The 15,123-nt window shown below is 66.8% G+C and carries 16 protein-coding genes and 2 pseudogenes; all 18 read left to right on the top strand.

Annotation, left to right across the window (positions count from 1 at the left end; genetic code table 11):
• Positions 1 to 187: 187 nt before the first annotated feature.
• A complete protein-coding gene (locus SVA_RS15065) occupies positions 188 to 412 on the top strand; it encodes a hypothetical protein (RefSeq protein WP_096462005.1) in 225 nt (74 codons plus the stop codon).
• Between the two features lie 122 nt (positions 413 to 534).
• Positions 535 to 657, top strand: coding sequence for a hypothetical protein (locus SVA_RS20325; RefSeq protein WP_269456916.1), 123 nt, complete (start codon positions 535 to 537; stop codon positions 655 to 657).
• 184 nt (positions 658 to 841) lie between these two features.
• Entirely contained in the window at positions 842 to 988 is a 147-nt protein-coding gene (locus tag SVA_RS19855; RefSeq protein WP_169924129.1) for a hypothetical protein, read from the top strand.
• 15 nt (positions 989 to 1,003) lie between these two features.
• Positions 1,004 to 1,198 carry a hypothetical protein gene (locus tag SVA_RS15060; protein WP_096462004.1) on the top strand — a complete coding sequence of 65 codons (195 nt, stop codon included), beginning with the start codon at positions 1,004 to 1,006 and terminating at the stop codon, positions 1,196 to 1,198.
• Positions 1,199 to 1,419: 221 nt separating this feature from the next.
• On the top strand, positions 1,420 to 1,878 hold the full coding sequence (gene ssb / locus SVA_RS15055) for a single-stranded DNA-binding protein (RefSeq protein ID WP_420823889.1): 459 nt from the start codon (positions 1,420 to 1,422) through the stop codon (positions 1,876 to 1,878).
• Positions 1,879 to 2,010: 132 nt separating this feature from the next.
• Positions 2,011 to 2,970, top strand: a complete 960-nt coding sequence (locus tag SVA_RS15050; protein ID WP_096462002.1) for a recombinase RecT — start codon at positions 2,011 to 2,013, stop codon at positions 2,968 to 2,970.
• Complete coding sequence (locus SVA_RS15045) at positions 2,970 to 3,983, top strand: YqaJ viral recombinase family nuclease (RefSeq protein ID WP_096462001.1); 1,014 nt, start codon at positions 2,970 to 2,972, stop codon at positions 3,981 to 3,983. Before SVA_RS15050 ends, SVA_RS15045 begins: the two co-directional genes overlap by 1 nt.
• Before the next feature lie 236 nt (positions 3,984 to 4,219).
• Positions 4,220 to 4,702: a RadC family protein gene (gene radC, locus SVA_RS15040; RefSeq protein ID WP_096462000.1), complete on the top strand. Its 483-nt coding sequence runs from the start codon at positions 4,220 to 4,222 to the stop codon at positions 4,700 to 4,702.
• A 74-nt stretch (positions 4,703 to 4,776) separates the two neighbouring features.
• On the top strand, positions 4,777 to 5,118 hold the full coding sequence (locus tag SVA_RS15035; protein ID WP_096461999.1) for a hypothetical protein: 342 nt from the start codon (positions 4,777 to 4,779) through the stop codon (positions 5,116 to 5,118).
• Between the two features lie 216 nt (positions 5,119 to 5,334).
• Positions 5,335 to 6,354: an AAA family ATPase gene (locus tag SVA_RS15030; protein WP_096462978.1), complete on the top strand. Its 1,020-nt coding sequence runs from the start codon at positions 5,335 to 5,337 to the stop codon at positions 6,352 to 6,354.
• The gene (locus SVA_RS15025; protein WP_096461998.1) at positions 6,351 to 7,178 is read left to right on the top strand and encodes a hypothetical protein; all 828 of its coding nucleotides are present in this window, start codon (positions 6,351 to 6,353) and stop codon (positions 7,176 to 7,178) included. The genes SVA_RS15030 and SVA_RS15025 overlap by 4 nt, the downstream gene beginning before the upstream one ends.
• Positions 7,179 to 7,256: 78 nt before the next feature.
• Positions 7,257 to 8,222: a DUF3150 domain-containing protein gene (locus SVA_RS15020; RefSeq protein WP_096461997.1), complete on the top strand. Its 966-nt coding sequence runs from the start codon at positions 7,257 to 7,259 to the stop codon at positions 8,220 to 8,222.
• Between the two features lie 126 nt (positions 8,223 to 8,348).
• Positions 8,349 to 10,145: a VWA domain-containing protein gene (locus SVA_RS15015; RefSeq protein ID WP_169924128.1), complete on the top strand. Its 1,797-nt coding sequence runs from the start codon at positions 8,349 to 8,351 to the stop codon at positions 10,143 to 10,145.
• An 88-nt stretch (positions 10,146 to 10,233) separates the two neighbouring features.
• Positions 10,234 to 10,515, top strand: coding sequence for a hypothetical protein (locus SVA_RS15010; protein ID WP_148665508.1), 282 nt, complete (start codon positions 10,234 to 10,236; stop codon positions 10,513 to 10,515).
• A 77-nt stretch (positions 10,516 to 10,592) separates the two neighbouring features.
• Complete coding sequence (locus tag SVA_RS15005; protein WP_096461994.1) at positions 10,593 to 10,922, top strand: plasmid-related protein; 330 nt, start codon at positions 10,593 to 10,595, stop codon at positions 10,920 to 10,922.
• A gap of 242 nt (positions 10,923 to 11,164) precedes the next feature.
• A complete protein-coding gene (locus SVA_RS15000) occupies positions 11,165 to 11,371 on the top strand; it encodes a hypothetical protein (RefSeq protein WP_096461993.1) in 207 nt (68 codons plus the stop codon).
• Between the two features lie 370 nt (positions 11,372 to 11,741).
• Positions 11,742 to 12,593 (top strand): annotated as a pseudogene (locus SVA_RS14995) (ribonucleotide reductase N-terminal alpha domain-containing protein); the annotation flags it as partial.
• Between the two features lie 291 nt (positions 12,594 to 12,884).
• Positions 12,885 to 14,882 (top strand): annotated as a pseudogene (locus tag SVA_RS14990) (ribonucleoside-diphosphate reductase, adenosylcobalamin-dependent); the annotation flags it as partial.
• Between the last annotated feature and the right edge of the window lie 241 nt (positions 14,883 to 15,123).

Here is a 15,123-nt window from a genome sequence, read left to right as displayed (position 1 = left end):
CGATGAGTCGGTCCACCCACGGGAGCTGTACCGTGTAATCAAGACGCAGCGCCGCCAAATCCGGCATCCCGATGCCGGTCTGTGCTGGAGTGCTCCAGCGCAGTTGGTTCGTGGGGCATCTGTTCGCGCCCCGCGGGGCATGTGCCCCACTCCTTCTCTCGCAACTTGCCAGACCAAGGAGATGCACATGCTCAGCCTGTACGTGCTGCTCGTGGTCCTGATCGTCGCCTACGTGCTCTTCCGCAGGCCGAAGACGGACCCACCGACCGTCATCGACGGTCGGCTGCAGGCGCCGCCGGTGGTAACGGCGGCCAATCTCGGTATCGCTGCTCGCGCTCGTCGCTCGGACTGGTCCGAGTTCGACGTACCGGCGTTCATTCGCCGGCAACGTCAGAGGGGCGCGCCGCAGTAACACCGTCTTCACCACGCGCCTCTCGAAAGAGAGACCGCGCGGTGATGCAACCCACCCGTTCCCGGGGCGTCTTGCACGCTCCGCGAGGGGTGCGCATGCACGCCCCTTCCCAGGAGGCGTGTATGAAAGCCCTGATCACGGTGTTGATCGTGATTCAGTTGCTTGCCGGTATCGCCCTCGGTCTCGAGGGCTGCAGCAAGGTGCTGGGCGGAATTTATTCCACCCACGCCGCCATCGAGTGGTAGTCATCGAGCGCCTTCCGCGCGACGCCAGGGTCCACGACCTAAAGCGCCGCGCCGAAGGCCTCGGCGGGGGTACCAGCAGCGACATGCTGCTCGTACCGGCTCCTGATCCCAGGAGCAACCCGCCAAGACGCATTGCGCGACGCAGTGTGTCTTGGGGGTTGCTCACTGAGAGAAGGAGGTCAACATGAAACCCGTCCAGTCACCCGTCCCCGTCGTCGTTGCCATCGTGATGCTCGTTGCAGTCGGAGCGATGCTCGGGCTGCAACGAGCCCTCACGCTGATCGCCGCCAAGTCGTCGACCGCTGCCGCCGTGCAACGGGCGGCGCCATGACACGAGGCGAATGCCATGACCCGCAAGATCCACATCTTCGATCCCACGTTGTGCGAGGTGTACTACCACGACGGTCGTGTCGATCGAGTCCCTGAGCCGGTCATCCGTAACATCGGCAACGAGGAGGCGCTCGAGGTCGTGACCCTGTGGGCCAAGATCACCAAGCGCATCGCGCCGCAGGATGAGATCGCTATGCTTCCCGCGGCGTGAACGGTGGGTGAGATCCCGAAGTCGCGAGGCTCCGGGGTCTTCCCGGGTGGCTCTCGATACGAGAGTCACGCGCGAAGACCGAATCTGTTCCGCGCAAGCGGCAGGAGCTGGCCCTGTACAACCCAGCGAAGGAAAACCCCGCGGGGGAGAAGCGTCCCCGTCAGGGGCGTCTCGCCTCCCGAAGGGCTATCGCAAACGCCATGACCTGAAGGAGGTGCATGATGGCAAGAGGTGTCAACAAGGTCATTCTGGTCGGGTACCTCGGCAATGACCCCGAGGTGCGCTACACCCCGGACCAGAACGCCGTGGCCAAGGTCTCGCTCGCCACGACGGAGTCCTGGAAGGACAAGAGCAGCGGCGAGAAGCAGGAGCGCACCGAGTGGCACCGCGTGGTGCTGTTCGGGCGGCTGGGCGAGATCGCCGGCGAGTACTTGAAGAAGGGCTCGCAGGTCTACGTAGAAGGCCGGCTGCAGACGCGCAAGTGGCAGGACAAGGACGGCGCCGAGCGTTACACCACCGAGATCGTCGCGACCGACATGCAGATGCTCGGCGCGCGCGGCCCCGGCGGCAGCGCGGAGAAGCCCGCCCCGTCCAAACCGTCCAACCGGGCGCCCGCCGCGAAAGCGGTGGGGCAGGATTTCAGTCCCGGCCAGGACTTTTCGGATGACATCCCGTTTTGAGCGGACGTGGTCTGCTGAACGGGACGACGTGACACCGTCCTGATCGGACGGTATCGCAACCCCAACCGGGGGCACGCTGTGGCCCCTGAAGGGGGAACAGTGTGCCTCCATTCCTTATATAAGGAGGCACAGATGAGTCAGGCTGCCGAGAAGCAGCACGCGCCTTACGCGCTCGCGATCGCGGACGCCAAGGAGCGGTTCCTGAAGGTCAACGCGGCCCAGCTGGACTACCAGGCCGAGGCGCTGTTCGCGTTGCAGGCCTGCCAGAACAACCAGTTTCTGGCGGACATCGCCAACAAGAATCCGCTGTCGCTGCGGATGGCGGTGGCGAACGTGGCGGCCATCGGGCTCACCCTCAATCCCACGCTCGGCTACGCGTTCCTCGTGCCGCGCGACGGGAAGGTGATCCTCGATGTGTCGTACCGCGGCTTGATCAAGATCGCGACCGACATCGGGAGCATCAAGTGGGCCAAGGCGGAGCTGGTCTACGCGAAGGACAAGTTCCTTTACCGTGGACCGGCGCAGATGCCCGAGCACGTGTTCGACCCGTTCGACGAGGAGCGCGGGGAGTTTCGCGGCGTGTACTGCGTCGCCAAGACCCCCGACGGCGACATGCTGGTCGAGGCGGTGCCGGCGTCCGAGATCTACAAGATGCGCGATTGCTCGGACTACTACGTCAAGAAGAAGGCCGGCCCGTGGGTCGAGTGGTTCGGCGAGCAGACGAAGAAGTCCGGCATCAAGCGCGCCAGCAAGACCTGGCCGAAGACGGCGCAGGACAACCGCCTGGCCGAAGCGCTGCGTATCCTCAACGAGGACAACGGCGAAGGCCTCGCGGAGCTCGCGAACGGCAGGCCGAGTGAACCCTCCACGATCGTCCTCGAGCCCCAAGGCCGCGTGCCGGCGGAGGCCGAGGTGAGCGAGGAGGCGCGCCGTCTCACCCAGACCGTGGTCGAGCGGGCGAGGAAGGCCGGCGGGGCCTGGGCGGCGGCGAAGACTTACGTCAACGAGCGGCTGACCGGGCTCGAGCTCAACTACGCGCTCGCCGCAATCGAGCGTGAGGAGCGAAAGGCGGCACCCGAAGGGGGCGGCTGATGCGCAGCGTCAACGTGGTGCCCCGGACGCCGGCTTGGCATGCCTGGCGCAACCAGGGTGTCACGGCGACCGACGCCTGCGTGCTCCTCGGGTCCGACCCGGACAAGACGCTCTGGCAGTTGTGGGCCGAGAAGGTCGGGCTGGTGCAACCGCCCGATCTGTCGCGCAACCCGCATGTACGCCGCGGCATCGAGCTCGAACCGACGGCCCGCAGGAAGTACGAGCAGGCCTGCGGGACGATGCTGCTGCCGGTGTGCGGGGAATCGGAAGAGCATCCGGTGATTCGCGCCTCCTGCGATGGGATCGACGACGACGGGGCTCCCGTCGAGATCAAGTGCCCGTCGCCGGGGGTCTTCAAGGACGCCAAGGAGAAGCGGGAGGAAAGCGAGGTGTACCGGCGCTACCTCCCGCAGGTGCAGCAGCAGGTCTACGTCGTGGCGGCTCCGCACGGCGTGCTCGCGCTGTACTGCGAGGACGAGCTGCTCGCGTTGCCGGTTCCGCGGGACGAGGCGTTGATCGCGGAGCTGGTCGCCAAAGCGCTCGACTTCTGGGACGTGATCCAGAAGCGGCGCGAACCCGACAAGGACCCCGAGCGGGATGTGTACGTCCCGGACGGGCCGGCGCTCGAGGCTTGGACCGAGGCCGCCGAGATCTACCGCGAGCTCGAGACCCGGCGCGGCCTGCGGGAGCGCGAGCTCACCGAGATCGCCGAACGCCAGAAGGCGTTGCAGGACCGGCTGCTCGCGCTGATGGGCAACTTCGCCCACGGCGCCGCGGCCGGGATCAAGGTGACGCGCTATCTGCAGCGCGGCAACGTGGACTACGGGAAGCTCCTGAAAGAGCAGGCGCCGCAGATCGGTCCTGAGCTGATGGAGCGGTACCGGCGTTCATCGTCGCAGCGTGTCCGTGTCGACGCGAACGGCGAGCCGCTCAAGGCCGACGTGGACAGGACGGACACCGGCGACTTCTTCACGCAGGACACCGACGCCGAGCGACGGTCGCTGTACTTCTGAGGTTTTGCTCCCGCAGCGATGCGGGAGCCTTTTCTACCGATCCTGGCGACAGGGTCGGTAGCAAAGGTTTTGTGCCGCAAGGCCACGCGAGCTGCCGCGTGTCATCAAGAGGCAGCGCCAGAACCGGCAGCGATGCTGCTGCCGCCAGCCAAACCCCATGCGGGGGAGACATCTCCCGCAACGGGGGTGGTGCGTCTCCGCCGCTGGGTTGTCGATCAACCAACGAGGAGGCAACCATGAGCAGTACGCTCTATGTGCGCAAGCGCGGCAGGCGCTACCGCCCGGCCGAGGAGCGCGAGGTGCTCGCCGCGGCCGCCGAGCTTCTGGGCGCACGCGTGATCGGCGAGGCCCTGAACTCGCCGCGGGACTGCGCCGAGTTTCTGCGCGCCCGCTTCGCGAGACGTGAGCACGAGGTGTTCAGCTGTCTGTATCTCGACAACCGTCACCGGGTGCTCGCCTTCGAGGAGCTGTTCCGCGGCACCCTGAACGGCACCGCGGTCTACCCGCGCGAGATCATCAAGCGCACGCTCGAGCACAACGCCGCGGCCGTGATCCTGGTCCACAACCACCCCTCGGGGGTGGCCGAGCCGAGCCGGGCGGACGAGCTGCTGACCACCCGGGTCCGGGAAGCGCTGCAGCTCGTGGACGTGCGGCTGCTGGACCACCTGGTGGTCGGGGACGGGGAAGTCGTGTCGTTCAGCGAGCGGGGGCTATTGTGAGCGGCGCGCGGAAGTCTGCATTCGCGTGTGCCGCTGCACGAGTCGATGCCGGGAACAAACGGGAGGTTAAACGCATGAGTCAGCACAGCACGATCGGTGGCGTCGCGGTGTTTCGGACGCCGCCGTACGGGGAGCGGGTGTTCGGAGACGCCCGCCTCTTCGAGCGAGCCGAGGTGCGGATGGTCGGTTCCGTCTATCGCGCGGTGCTCTGCACCTGGCGCGCGAAAGGCGACGGCGATGCCCGCATCGTCGCGGAGTACGCGCAGCCGCACGAGTACCCGACGCTCGGTCTGGCGCGTGCTGCGCTCCTTCGCCAGTGCGAAGAGCATCTGCTCGCCGCGGCCGAGGACCGTGCCGAGGCGCTGCACGTCGCTCGCACCGACATGCTAGCGACAGTGTTCGCTACGACGGAATAGCATGGCCGAGCTTGCCCTCGCTTCGCGGGGGCCTTTCTCGCGGATCTTCGCTCACGAGGGTCAGCGACAAAGCACAGTTTTCACGCCGCAAGGCCACGCGAGCTGCCGCGTGTAACCAAGACGCAGCGACGGTGAAGTTCCCCATCCGGGGGAGAGGCGTATCGCTCCCCCGAGGGGGAGTGCATGCGCCTCGTGGACATCAACCAAGGAGGTCGCATGCAGACGTATGTAGTCGGCAAACCCCAGCCGTTTCCCGTTGGGACGACGTTCGGGGTCAAGGCCCCGAAGGGGCTGGCGGTGGAAGGGTTCGTGGACGACAAGAACCCGTTCGTTCCGCCGAAGAAGCCCTACGTGTTCCGGAAGGACCAGTTGCGCGATGCGCTCGCCTTCCTGGAGCGCCCGCGCGGCGACGGGCTGTACATCGTCGGGCCGACCGGGGCGGGCAAGTCCTCGCTCATCCGCCAGGCCGCCGCGAGGCTCAACTGGCCGGTGCAGGAGGTCAACTGCCATCGCCGGCTCGAACTCACCGACCTGGTCGGGCAGTTCAAGCTGGTGAACGGCACCATGCAGTACATGTATGGGCCGGCGTCGATCGCGATTCGCGATGGGCACATCCTCATCCTGAACGAGATCGACTTCAACGAGCCGGGCGAGATCGCCGGGCTCAACACGGTGCTCGACGGGGCGTCGCTCGTGATCCCCGAGAACGGGGGCGAGGTGATTCACCCGCACCCGAAGTTCCGTCTCGTGGTCACGGGCAACTCCTCCGGCGGCGGAGACCAGACCGGTCTCTACCAGGGCGTGCTGCAGCAGAACATCGCGTTCCTCGACCGCTTCCGCTTCCTGGAGGCGGGCTACATGGAGCCCGATGAGGAGGTCGCGCTGCTTGGCAGTCTCGTGCCGGAGATCCCGGATGAGATCCGCGCCCGCATGGTGAAGGTCGCAAACGAGGTCAGACGGCTCTTTGTCGGCGACGACGAGAACCCCGGCACGATCTCGACACCGATCTCCACCCGCGGGCTCCAGCGCTGGGCGTGTCTCGCGCTCGATTTCAAGAGCGCGCCGAACGCCCTGGAGTACGCCCTCGAGCGCACGGTGTTGTTGCGGGCGCAGCCGGAGGAACGCACCGCGATGCTGCGGATCGCCAAGGACGTGTTCGGCGAGCTCTGGCAGGCGAAGGCCGACAAGGGCAAGGGTACTCCGTCGCAGCCCGACGCGGCCTCGGCTGCGGCATGAGCCCGTCGATCGCCGGTAAGACACACGCCGGGGTCTACGAGCTCTATCGCTACCGCCACCCGAACGGCGATGCCAAGGAATGGGCCGTCGCGATCGTGGACGGTGTGGTCCACGTGCGTTACGGCAGGGCCGGAAGCCTCGTGAATGGTGGAAAGCCGGAGGCGCGATTCACGGATGCGCACGCCGAGAAGAATCGGCGCGTTCGAGAGAAGACCCGCAAGGATTACCAGTACGTCGATCGCGTGGTGATCCACATCGACGGCAGCTGGGTGAGCACGGAAGACCTGGGCAGCGAAGCAAGTCAATCGCTTCGGCCGAAGGCGTCGCCGGACGAAGAAGAGACGGTCTTCTTCGAGATCCGCGTGCGGAACGCGGGGATGTTTCCCGAGTTCCTGCGCGCGTGCCGCGAGGCCTGCGATCGGCTTGCAGGCGCCGGCGTGCCCGTCACGAGAACGGTGAACGAGGAGCTTGCGTTCCAGTTCGCGATCGGCGATTGGCAATTCGGGGTCGGCGGGCGGGTCGAGGTGGGCTACCGCAACACGGTGTCCCGCGCGACCCGGCAGGGTGCCGGCCAGATGCATGTGCGGGACGGCGTGTACCCGCTTCTGTTCCTGCTGTACCTGAAGCGCTGCTCGCCGGCTGAGGTCGGCTTGGCGTGGAAGGATGGCATCGAGATCAGCGAGCAGCTGCGGCACGAACACGACGTGCTGGCGATGTTCGGAACCGACCTCGATGCCATTCGCCCGGTCGCCGTCGCCCTGGGGCTTGCCGAGGAGAGAATCGACCTCGCGAGCCTGGGCGGTGACGAGAGCCTGTATTTTTGAAGTAACCCGTAACCGGGGGCGCATTCTCGCTCCCGCGCGCGGGGAGCAGTGCGCCTCCCATTTCCATAAGGAGGTGCCATGACACTCGAGAACCAGCTCGAGACGCTGGAGCGGGTGGACCTCGTGTCCATCGACTGCTCCATCTGGTCGGGTCGCAAGCGATTGCGCTCCGACGACATCAAGCTCGGCGCGGGCGGCAAGCTTCCCCCCGCGCAGGTGGCGAGCCTGGGGTCGAAGCGCATCATCGACCCCGAGGACCTGTCGGTGTTCCACGCGCTCAAGAAGCGCGCGGAGCGCACCTGCGAGGCGATCGGCGTGCGGTTTCTGGGCGGGTATGCCGTCCCGCGCGAAAAGACCGAGGCCGTCGCGCAGACCCTGGGCGAGATCGCGAAATCGTTCACGAAGGAGAAGGAGGAGTTTCTCCAGCGTTACGACGGCGCGGTCGAGGCGTGGGTCAGGCAGTACCCGGACTTCGAGCGGCAGCTTCGCAAGGAGCTCACCCCGCTCGAGCAGGTGCGGACGCGTATCGGCTTCGAGTACGCGATGTACCGCGTCGCCGGTACTGCGACCGCCACCGGCCATCTGGGCGACCAGGTGGGCCGGCTCGGGTCGCAGCTGCTTCGCGAGATTGCCGTGGAGGCACGCGAGCTCTACGAGCAGAGCTTTGCGGGATCCGCCGGGTCGGACCGCAAGGCCTCGCGCAAGTCGCTCGGGCCGATCCGGCGCATGCGCGAGAAGCTGGCCGGGCTCGGCTTCTTGGACTCGGCGGTGGCACCGATGGTGAAGACCATCGACGCGCTGTTCGCCGTGGTCCCGAAGACCGGGCCGTTGGAAGACGCGTTGTACGACCAGGCGTTGTCGATCGTGCTGATCCTGTCCGATCCGGACAAGGTGAGGCGGCACGCCACGGCGGGCCTGAACGCGGCCGGCATGCCGGCCGGGCAGGACGCCGAAGAAGAGCTCGACCCGGAAGTCGAGGTCGCCGTCGAGAGAGCCAGGACAACCCCGGCTCGCGACACGCCCTCGGAGTCGCTGTACTTCTGACTCCCGCCGCCACGGGAGGTGTGTTCCACAAGCACCTCCCTGGCGGGGGAGGTGCGCCTTGTCCAAAGGAGGAAGTATGGCGAGGTCATTCGATGGCTGCGGGGGTGGCCCATGAGGGCGACCCCGTTGCACAGGGCCCTGCCGATCGTGGCGGCGGCGCTCGGACGCAAGTTCGGCGTGCAGGTCGCGATCCAGGGCAATCGGGCGGCGACCGACGGCAACACCATCGTGTTGCCGGTGCTGCCCGACGAGAGCGCCGTTCGCGACGTGGCGTGGGGTTATCTCGCGCACGAGGCGGCGCATGTTCGCTACACCGACTTCGAGACGTATCGGAAGTCGGCGACGTCACCGCTCCGCGGCGCTCTCATGAATTCCGTCGAGGACGTGCGGATCGAGAGCGCCCTGGCGCACGAGTATCCCGGCACGCGCGAGACCATCGGCACGACGGTCGCGCAGGTGCTGAAGGAAGGCGGTTTCGATCCCGACACCAGCTCACCGGCCGGTGTACTGACCTCGCACGTGCTGCTCAAGCTTCGATGCGAGGTGCTGAACCAGGAGGCGCTCGCGCCGCTGGCACAGCAGGCCGACGAGGCGTTGCGCAAGACCTTCCCGAAAGGTGTGGTCACTCGCCTACACGGTTTGCTTGCGGAAGTTCGCGAGCTTCGCATGACGGCCGATGCGCTGCGACTCACCGACAGCATCATACGCATGCTGAAGGAAGAACAGGAAAAGGCGAAGCAGCAGAAGCCCGATCCCGAAACGCAGCGCGACGGTGAAGTCGAGCGCGAAGAGAAGGCGCCTGACGATGCGGAAGCGGCCAGTGCGCCAAGCGATGCCGAGGCAGGCGCGCAGGACCGGCAAGACGGGCAGGCGCAGGCCGGCAGCTCGACCGATCCGCAAGGTTCCGCGGCGGCCGATTCCGAGCCGACCCAGGGACAGGGCGATGGGGCCGGTAGTTCATCGCGAATCAACGATGAGCGATCCGGCAACATCGGGACCGGCGCCGGCGATGGTTACGGAGGAGATCCAGATGCGATCGCCAAGGCGCTTGAGGCCTCCGCCGGCGATGTCCCCAAGGACGTGTTCGCCAAGGCGGCCGAGCTGCTCGAGGCGAAGGCGCAGGAGGGGATTCGCCAACATGGCTGGACCCAGCTGCCGAGCGCCGAGGTGGCGGTGAGCCACGATGCGCTCAAGCAGAAGGTACTGTCCGAGGCGCGCGCCAACAGCAATCGGCTGCGCGCCCAGCTCACGGGCCTGGTGCAGAGCGCCCGCGAGGAGGCCCGCTGGTCCAAACGTGCTGGCAGGCGTCTGGACCGCAGCCGTCTGCACCGTCTGGCGATCGGCGATACCCGGGTGTTCGTGGCAGTCAACGAGCATCAGGCGCCGAACACCGCCGTGCATCTGCTGGTGGACGTGTCGGGTTCGATGGACGAGGCGGTACCCCAAACGAACCTGACGCGTTGCCGGCTCGCGCTCGACAGCGCCTGCGCGCTGTCGTTGGCCCTGGAGAGCATCCGCGGCGTCAATCCGGCCGTGACCGCCTTCCCGGGCATCGATACGTACGTGCAGGTGCTGCAACGCCATGGCGAGCGGGTAGCGCGTGTTGCCGGCCGCTTCGGCCAGCATCCGCGTGGCGGAACGCCGATGTACGAGGCGCTCTGGTACGTGGCGGCGCAGCTCGTGCTGCAGCGGGAGCCGAGGAAGCTCCTCATCGTCCTCACCGACGGTGATCCGAGCCGGCCCGCCAACGTGAAACGACTCGTCGGCGAGCTGGAGAGCCGTGGCGGCATCGAGATCTACGGTGTCGGAATCGCCACGATGGTGGTGAAGAGCCTGTTCCGCAGCTACCGCGTCATCAACGACGTGCGCGAGCTGCGCACGGCGCTCTTCGAGATCGCACGCGCGGCGCTCCTGGCCGCGTAGCCGATCGCAAACTCAACCCCGACGGGGAGCCGTAACCCCGTCCGGGGTTGCGGCTTCGCCGTCTTTGTTTTCTCAAGGAGGTGAAGCCGTGAGTGAAAACCGTAGCGGAGCACGTCGCTCCCGAAACCGTGTGGCCGTCGTCCTCGAAGGCGGGATCGTGCAGTCGGTCGTCGCCGACCGCCCCGAGGACATCGAGGTCGCGGTGATCGACTACGACGCCGACGGCTGCGACGAGAGCGAGATCGCTCGCCTCACGCAGCCCGACGGATCGACGTCGGACGCCTGGGTCTACGACTGCATGACGGAGCGGCCGCGAATCAGTCTCGATGAGGTGTTCGCGGACCCTCCCGACGACACGGTCCAGAGTTGACGGCAACGAGCCCTGCCGGGGGGCGCCGAATCGCCCCGTCAGGGGCGTGGTGCGCCTTCGGCAGGCAAGGAGGGCACATGAGCTGGAAACCACTCGACGTGCCGCTGGCAGTGATGGACCCGCTGCCATTGGAATGCCCGGGGTTCGAGCGCGAGTGGAGCGAGGAAGACATCGCGAAGCTGCGCGAAGGGATTCTGATCGAGGCCCTGCGCGATGCGCTCGACAACCGGGTGGCGCCCGAGCGGCGCGCGAAGACCTGGAAGTGGATCGACTCCGATGACATCGGACCGTTCAGCTTCCGGGTCTGCGCCGAGGTCGGAGGTCACGACTACCTCAGGCTGCGCGAGACGATCCACGCCACGGCGAGGCGTCAGCGCGGCCAAGGAGGTAAGCCAAGCGCGGCGTGACCGGGAAGGGCGGGGGCCGCGAGGCCTCCGAACTTCTCAATGGATTCTGGCGGCAGAGTCCATTGCGAAGTTTTCCCCGCAAGGGCACGGGAGCTGCACCGTGTAATCAAGAGGCAGCGCCGAAACCGGCAGCGATGCTGCTGCCGCGAGCCAGACCCCACGCGGGGGAGACATCTCCCGCAACGGGGGTGGTGTGTCTCCAGCGGCGGGTTGTTGATCAACCAACCAGTGAGGAGAACACCATGGACTTTTCGAGGAAGTACGCCGCGACCGCAACGCGCGCCGAGATCATCTGCAAAATCGACGAGGTGCGCGAGATGCTGCGCACGGGTCTGATCACCGACCCGTCGGTGGTGCGCCAGGCACGCGAGGTCATCAAGGACCTCGAGCGTGAGCTGGTGGCCAGGTGGGAAGTCAGCGCGATGAAGCGCCGTCGGGAGATGCGCTAGCCGGCTCGGCCGATCCGATGTCAACCAGACGGATGCGGCCACGCCGTGCGAGCCGGGCCTTCAGGTTCTGGACGCGAGTCTCCGCTCCGGGCGTGAACAACGCCTCGAGCACCTCGCGTTCCAGGGCCGCACGCCCGCCGTTGAGAACTGTCATGTCGGGGTTGCCGTTACTCATGGTTTCTAGGGTAACGGACCTTCCCCAAAACGCAACCCCACGCGGGGGAGTCAGCACTGCTCTCCCAACCGGGGGTGGCCTGCCTCCTTCGGGTGGTCTTCGAACCGCCCCGCCCGCCGGGGACTCCGAGAGCGCCCGGCGCGGGTGTTCTGGGAGATCCCGACGGTCGGGGTCCATAACAGACAGGAGGCAACCATGAGTGACCAAGAGATCTCGCTCGTCGTGCTGCGCGAGAAGTACGCGAAGGACGGCGAGCAGAGTCATGCGGACGTTTTCCGGCGTGTCGCCCGGGCGCTCGCATCCGTGGAACGCGACCCCCGGCTTTGGGAAACGCGCTTCTTCGATGCGATGGGCTCGGGCTTCATCCCAGCCGGCCGCATCATGTCCGCCGCTGGCGCCGGCCTCGAGGCGACCCTGATCAACTGCTTCGTGCAGCCGATCGGGGATTCGATGTCGGAGCCGGACACGCAAAACGGCAAGCCGTCCATCATGGGCGCGCTCGCCAAGGCGGCAGAGACCATGCGCCGCGGCGGTGGGGTGGGTTACGACTTCTCGCGCCTGCGCCCGAGCGGCGCGCGCGTGAACCGTACCCGCTCGACCGCCTCCGGACCGCTCGACTTCATGGATCTGTTCAACGCCATGTGCCGGACGGTCGAAAGTGCCGGCGCCCGGCGCGGCGCCCAGATGGCGGTGCTGCGCTGCGACCACCCGGACATCCTGGATTTCGTCACGGCCAAGAGCGCCGGGGGGAGGTTGACCAACTTCAACGTCTCGATCGGCGTGACGGATGCGTTCATGCGCGCCGTCGAGGCCGACCAGGAGTGGGAGCTGGTGCATACGGCCGAGCCGTCGGACCAGTTGATCGAGTCCGGCGTGCATCGCCGCGAGGACGGCAAGTGGGTGTATCGCAAGATACGCGCGCGCGAGCTGTGGGAAAAGGTGATGAAAAACACCTACGACCACAGCGAGCCCGGGGTGTTGTTCGTTGACCGGATGAACAGCGAGAACAACCTCTGGTACTGCGAGACGATAGAGGCAACGAATCCGTATGCAACATGCGGCCCGCCGGCGCAATCCGGCGTGGACAACCCGACCTGATCGAGGCGGACGCCCGGACGCGGGCTACGCTGCGGAACCCGAGAGGGACCGTCAACGACTGAGCGGTTGGGCGCCCCGCGAGGGGCGATGCAACAGTCTGAGCTGCCGGATAACGCGCTGGCGCCGCTTGGGACACAGGCGACGTCGGCAAAGAAACGGCAGAGGGAACGCCGAAGCGTGTTCCCCGCCGCCGCAAGGCGGTCCGTAGCCCAGTCACCTGGGTGAAAGTAACAGCATGGTGCCGAACAGCCGTTGCCTGACTACGGTTGCTGCTGCCTGGGCAGCATCGACCTGACGAGGTTCGTGCGTGCGCCCTTCTCTGCGGGGGCTTCGTTCGACCGCGAGGCGTTTTGCCGGCTGGTGCCGGTGGCGGTCCGTATGCTCGACAACGTGCTCGATGTAACGTACTGGCCGCTGCCGCAGCAGAAAGACGAGGCCAAGAGCAAGCGCCGCGTCGGTCTCGGGTTCACCGGGCTCGGTGACGCGCTCGTCATGCTGGGGTTGCGGTACGACTCGGACGAGGGGCGTGAGTTTGCGGCGAGCGTTGCGCAGTCGCTGCGCGATCAGGCCTACCGGGCCTCGATCGAATTGGGGAAGGAGAAGGGCGTGCCGGCGCGGATCGATCCGGAGAAGTATCTCGAGTCCGGGTTCGCGAAGCGCCTGCCCGCGGAGATCCGTGAAGGCATTCTCCAGCACGGCATCCGCAACAGCCATCTGTTGAGCATTGCGCCGACCGGCACGATCTCGCTGGCGTTCGCGGACAACGCGAGCAACGGCATCGAGCCGGCGTTCGCGTGGGTGTACACCCGCAAGAAGCGCGAGCCCGACGGCAGCGTCAAGGAGTACACGGTCGAGGACCACGCCTACCGGCTGTACCGGGAAGGCGGCGGTGACACGGCCAGGCTGCCGGGAAGCTTCGTGTCGGCGCTGGAGATCAGCGCGAGGGATCATCTCGCGATGGTCGCGACGGTGGCGCCGTACGTCGACACGAGCATCTCCAAGACGGTGAACGTGCCGGCGTGCTGTCCGTACGAGGATTTCGAGGATCTCTATCTCGAGGCCTGGAAGTTCGGCGTGAAGGGCTTGGCGACGCACCGCCCGAGCGAGGTGCGTGGATCGGTGTTGTCGGTCGAGCCCAAGCCAGCGGAGGCGAAGGCGCCCGAAACGGCGCCCGAGTTCGACGAGTCGGACCCCGACCGCCGGATCGAGCTGAAGTCGGTGCCGGCGCCGGCTCTCGCAAGCCTGCGCTGGCGCAAGCGCCCCGTGCTGCCATCGGGCAACCCGGCCTGGTGCTACGTGGTGGATCACCCGCGAGGATACAAATTCGCCGTGTTCATCGGGCACGTCGAGAATGGACGCAACCATCCGTTCGAGGTGTGGGTGAACGGTGCGGAGCAGCCGCGAGGCCTCGGGGCGCTCGCGAAGTCGCTGTCGATGGACATGCGGTCCAACGACCGCGGCTGGCTCCGGCGCAAGCTCGAGTCGCTGGCACAGGCCTCGGCCGACGACGGGTTCGAGCTCGCGATGCCGCCGCAAGGCGAGCCGAAGCGGGTGCCGAGCATGGTGTCGGGCTTCGCGCAGCTGCTGTGGTACCGCTGCACGGAGCTCGGCGCGTTCGGTGACATCGGCGACACGCCGGTGCTGAACGCGCTCATGAGCCCGAAGGAGCCGAAGACCGGCCCCGACGGGACCATGAGCTGGGTGGTGGATGTGCTGAACCCGGCCACGGGGGATGACTTCGTGGCCGGCGTGAAGGAGCTGCTCATGCCGGACGGCCAGCGGCGGCCGTATTCGCTGTGGCTGTCGGGCGAGTACCCGAAGGTCCTGGACGGGCTCTGCAAGAGTCTCTCCTACGACATGCGGGTGCTTGACCCGGCCTGGGTCGGCGGGAAGCTGCGGCAGTTGCTCGACTACGCGGAACCGCGCGGGGATTTCCTCGCGCGCACCCCGGGGTCGAGCAAGCAGCGGAACTACCCATCGACCGTGGCCTACATCGCGAGGCTCCTGATCCATCGCTACGCGATGCTAGGCATTCTCGATGAGGAGGGCTACCCGCTCATCGAGGCGGGCATGATGCAGTACGACGCCGACAACGTCGTGCCCATCAAGGCCCGCTCAGTGGGGGCGATGGAGGTGGCGCCCGGCAAGCGCTGTGGCGAGTGCGGGAACTACGCCGTCATCCGCAAGGATGGCTGCGATTTCTGTACCGCCTGCGGCGCCACCGGGGCCTGCGGGTAAGCAGTAAAGAAGTCCCGAAAGGGGGAAAGCGTCGCCGTGCGGCGCTTTCTCGGTGCGGTTGAGACCGCAGCCGTACCGAGAAAGCGTTCGCACTTCGCAGCACGAAGCAGCTATCGCATTTTCCGTGTCCACATCGGACACCGAGGGAGCTGTACCTCGCAAAACAACCCAGCGACGACGACCCGTGCGGGGAGCTGTGACCCCGCAAGGGGAAGCTCCGTCTCCGACCGCGCGGGCATCG

It is taken from the genome of Sulfurifustis variabilis, assembly GCF_002355415.1.
GTDB classification, from domain to species: domain Bacteria; phylum Pseudomonadota; class Gammaproteobacteria; order Acidiferrobacterales; family Sulfurifustaceae; genus Sulfurifustis; species Sulfurifustis variabilis.
The sequence above is the reverse complement of the archived record's forward strand: the minus strand, read 5'-3'. Positions and strand labels throughout refer to the sequence as shown.

Bases quoted from the DNA above. Each gene is read 5' to 3' on its own strand.
- SVA_RS15065 (WP_096462005.1), top strand. From the start codon at position 188: ATGCTCAGCCTGTACGTGCTGCTCGTGGTCCTGATCGTCGCCTACGTG.
- SVA_RS20325 (WP_269456916.1), top strand. From the start codon at position 535: ATGAAAGCCCTGATCACGGTGTTGATCGTGATTCAGTTGCTTGCCGGT.
- SVA_RS19855 (WP_169924129.1), top strand. From the start codon at position 842: ATGAAACCCGTCCAGTCACCCGTCCCCGTCGTCGTTGCCATCGTGATG.
- SVA_RS15060 (WP_096462004.1), top strand. From the start codon at position 1,004: ATGACCCGCAAGATCCACATCTTCGATCCCACGTTGTGCGAGGTGTAC.
- ssb (WP_420823889.1), top strand. From the start codon at position 1,420: ATGGCAAGAGGTGTCAACAAGGTCATTCTGGTCGGGTACCTCGGCAAT.
- SVA_RS15050 (WP_096462002.1), top strand. From the start codon at position 2,011: ATGAGTCAGGCTGCCGAGAAGCAGCACGCGCCTTACGCGCTCGCGATC.
- SVA_RS15045 (WP_096462001.1), top strand. From the start codon at position 2,970: ATGCGCAGCGTCAACGTGGTGCCCCGGACGCCGGCTTGGCATGCCTGG.
- radC (WP_096462000.1), top strand. From the start codon at position 4,220: ATGAGCAGTACGCTCTATGTGCGCAAGCGCGGCAGGCGCTACCGCCCG.
- SVA_RS15035 (WP_096461999.1), top strand. From the start codon at position 4,777: ATGAGTCAGCACAGCACGATCGGTGGCGTCGCGGTGTTTCGGACGCCG.
- SVA_RS15030 (WP_096462978.1), top strand. From the start codon at position 5,335: ATGCAGACGTATGTAGTCGGCAAACCCCAGCCGTTTCCCGTTGGGACG.
- SVA_RS15025 (WP_096461998.1), top strand. From the start codon at position 6,351: ATGAGCCCGTCGATCGCCGGTAAGACACACGCCGGGGTCTACGAGCTC.
- SVA_RS15020 (WP_096461997.1), top strand. From the start codon at position 7,257: ATGACACTCGAGAACCAGCTCGAGACGCTGGAGCGGGTGGACCTCGTG.
- SVA_RS15005 (WP_096461994.1), top strand. From the start codon at position 10,593: ATGAGCTGGAAACCACTCGACGTGCCGCTGGCAGTGATGGACCCGCTG.
- SVA_RS15000 (WP_096461993.1), top strand. From the start codon at position 11,165: ATGGACTTTTCGAGGAAGTACGCCGCGACCGCAACGCGCGCCGAGATC.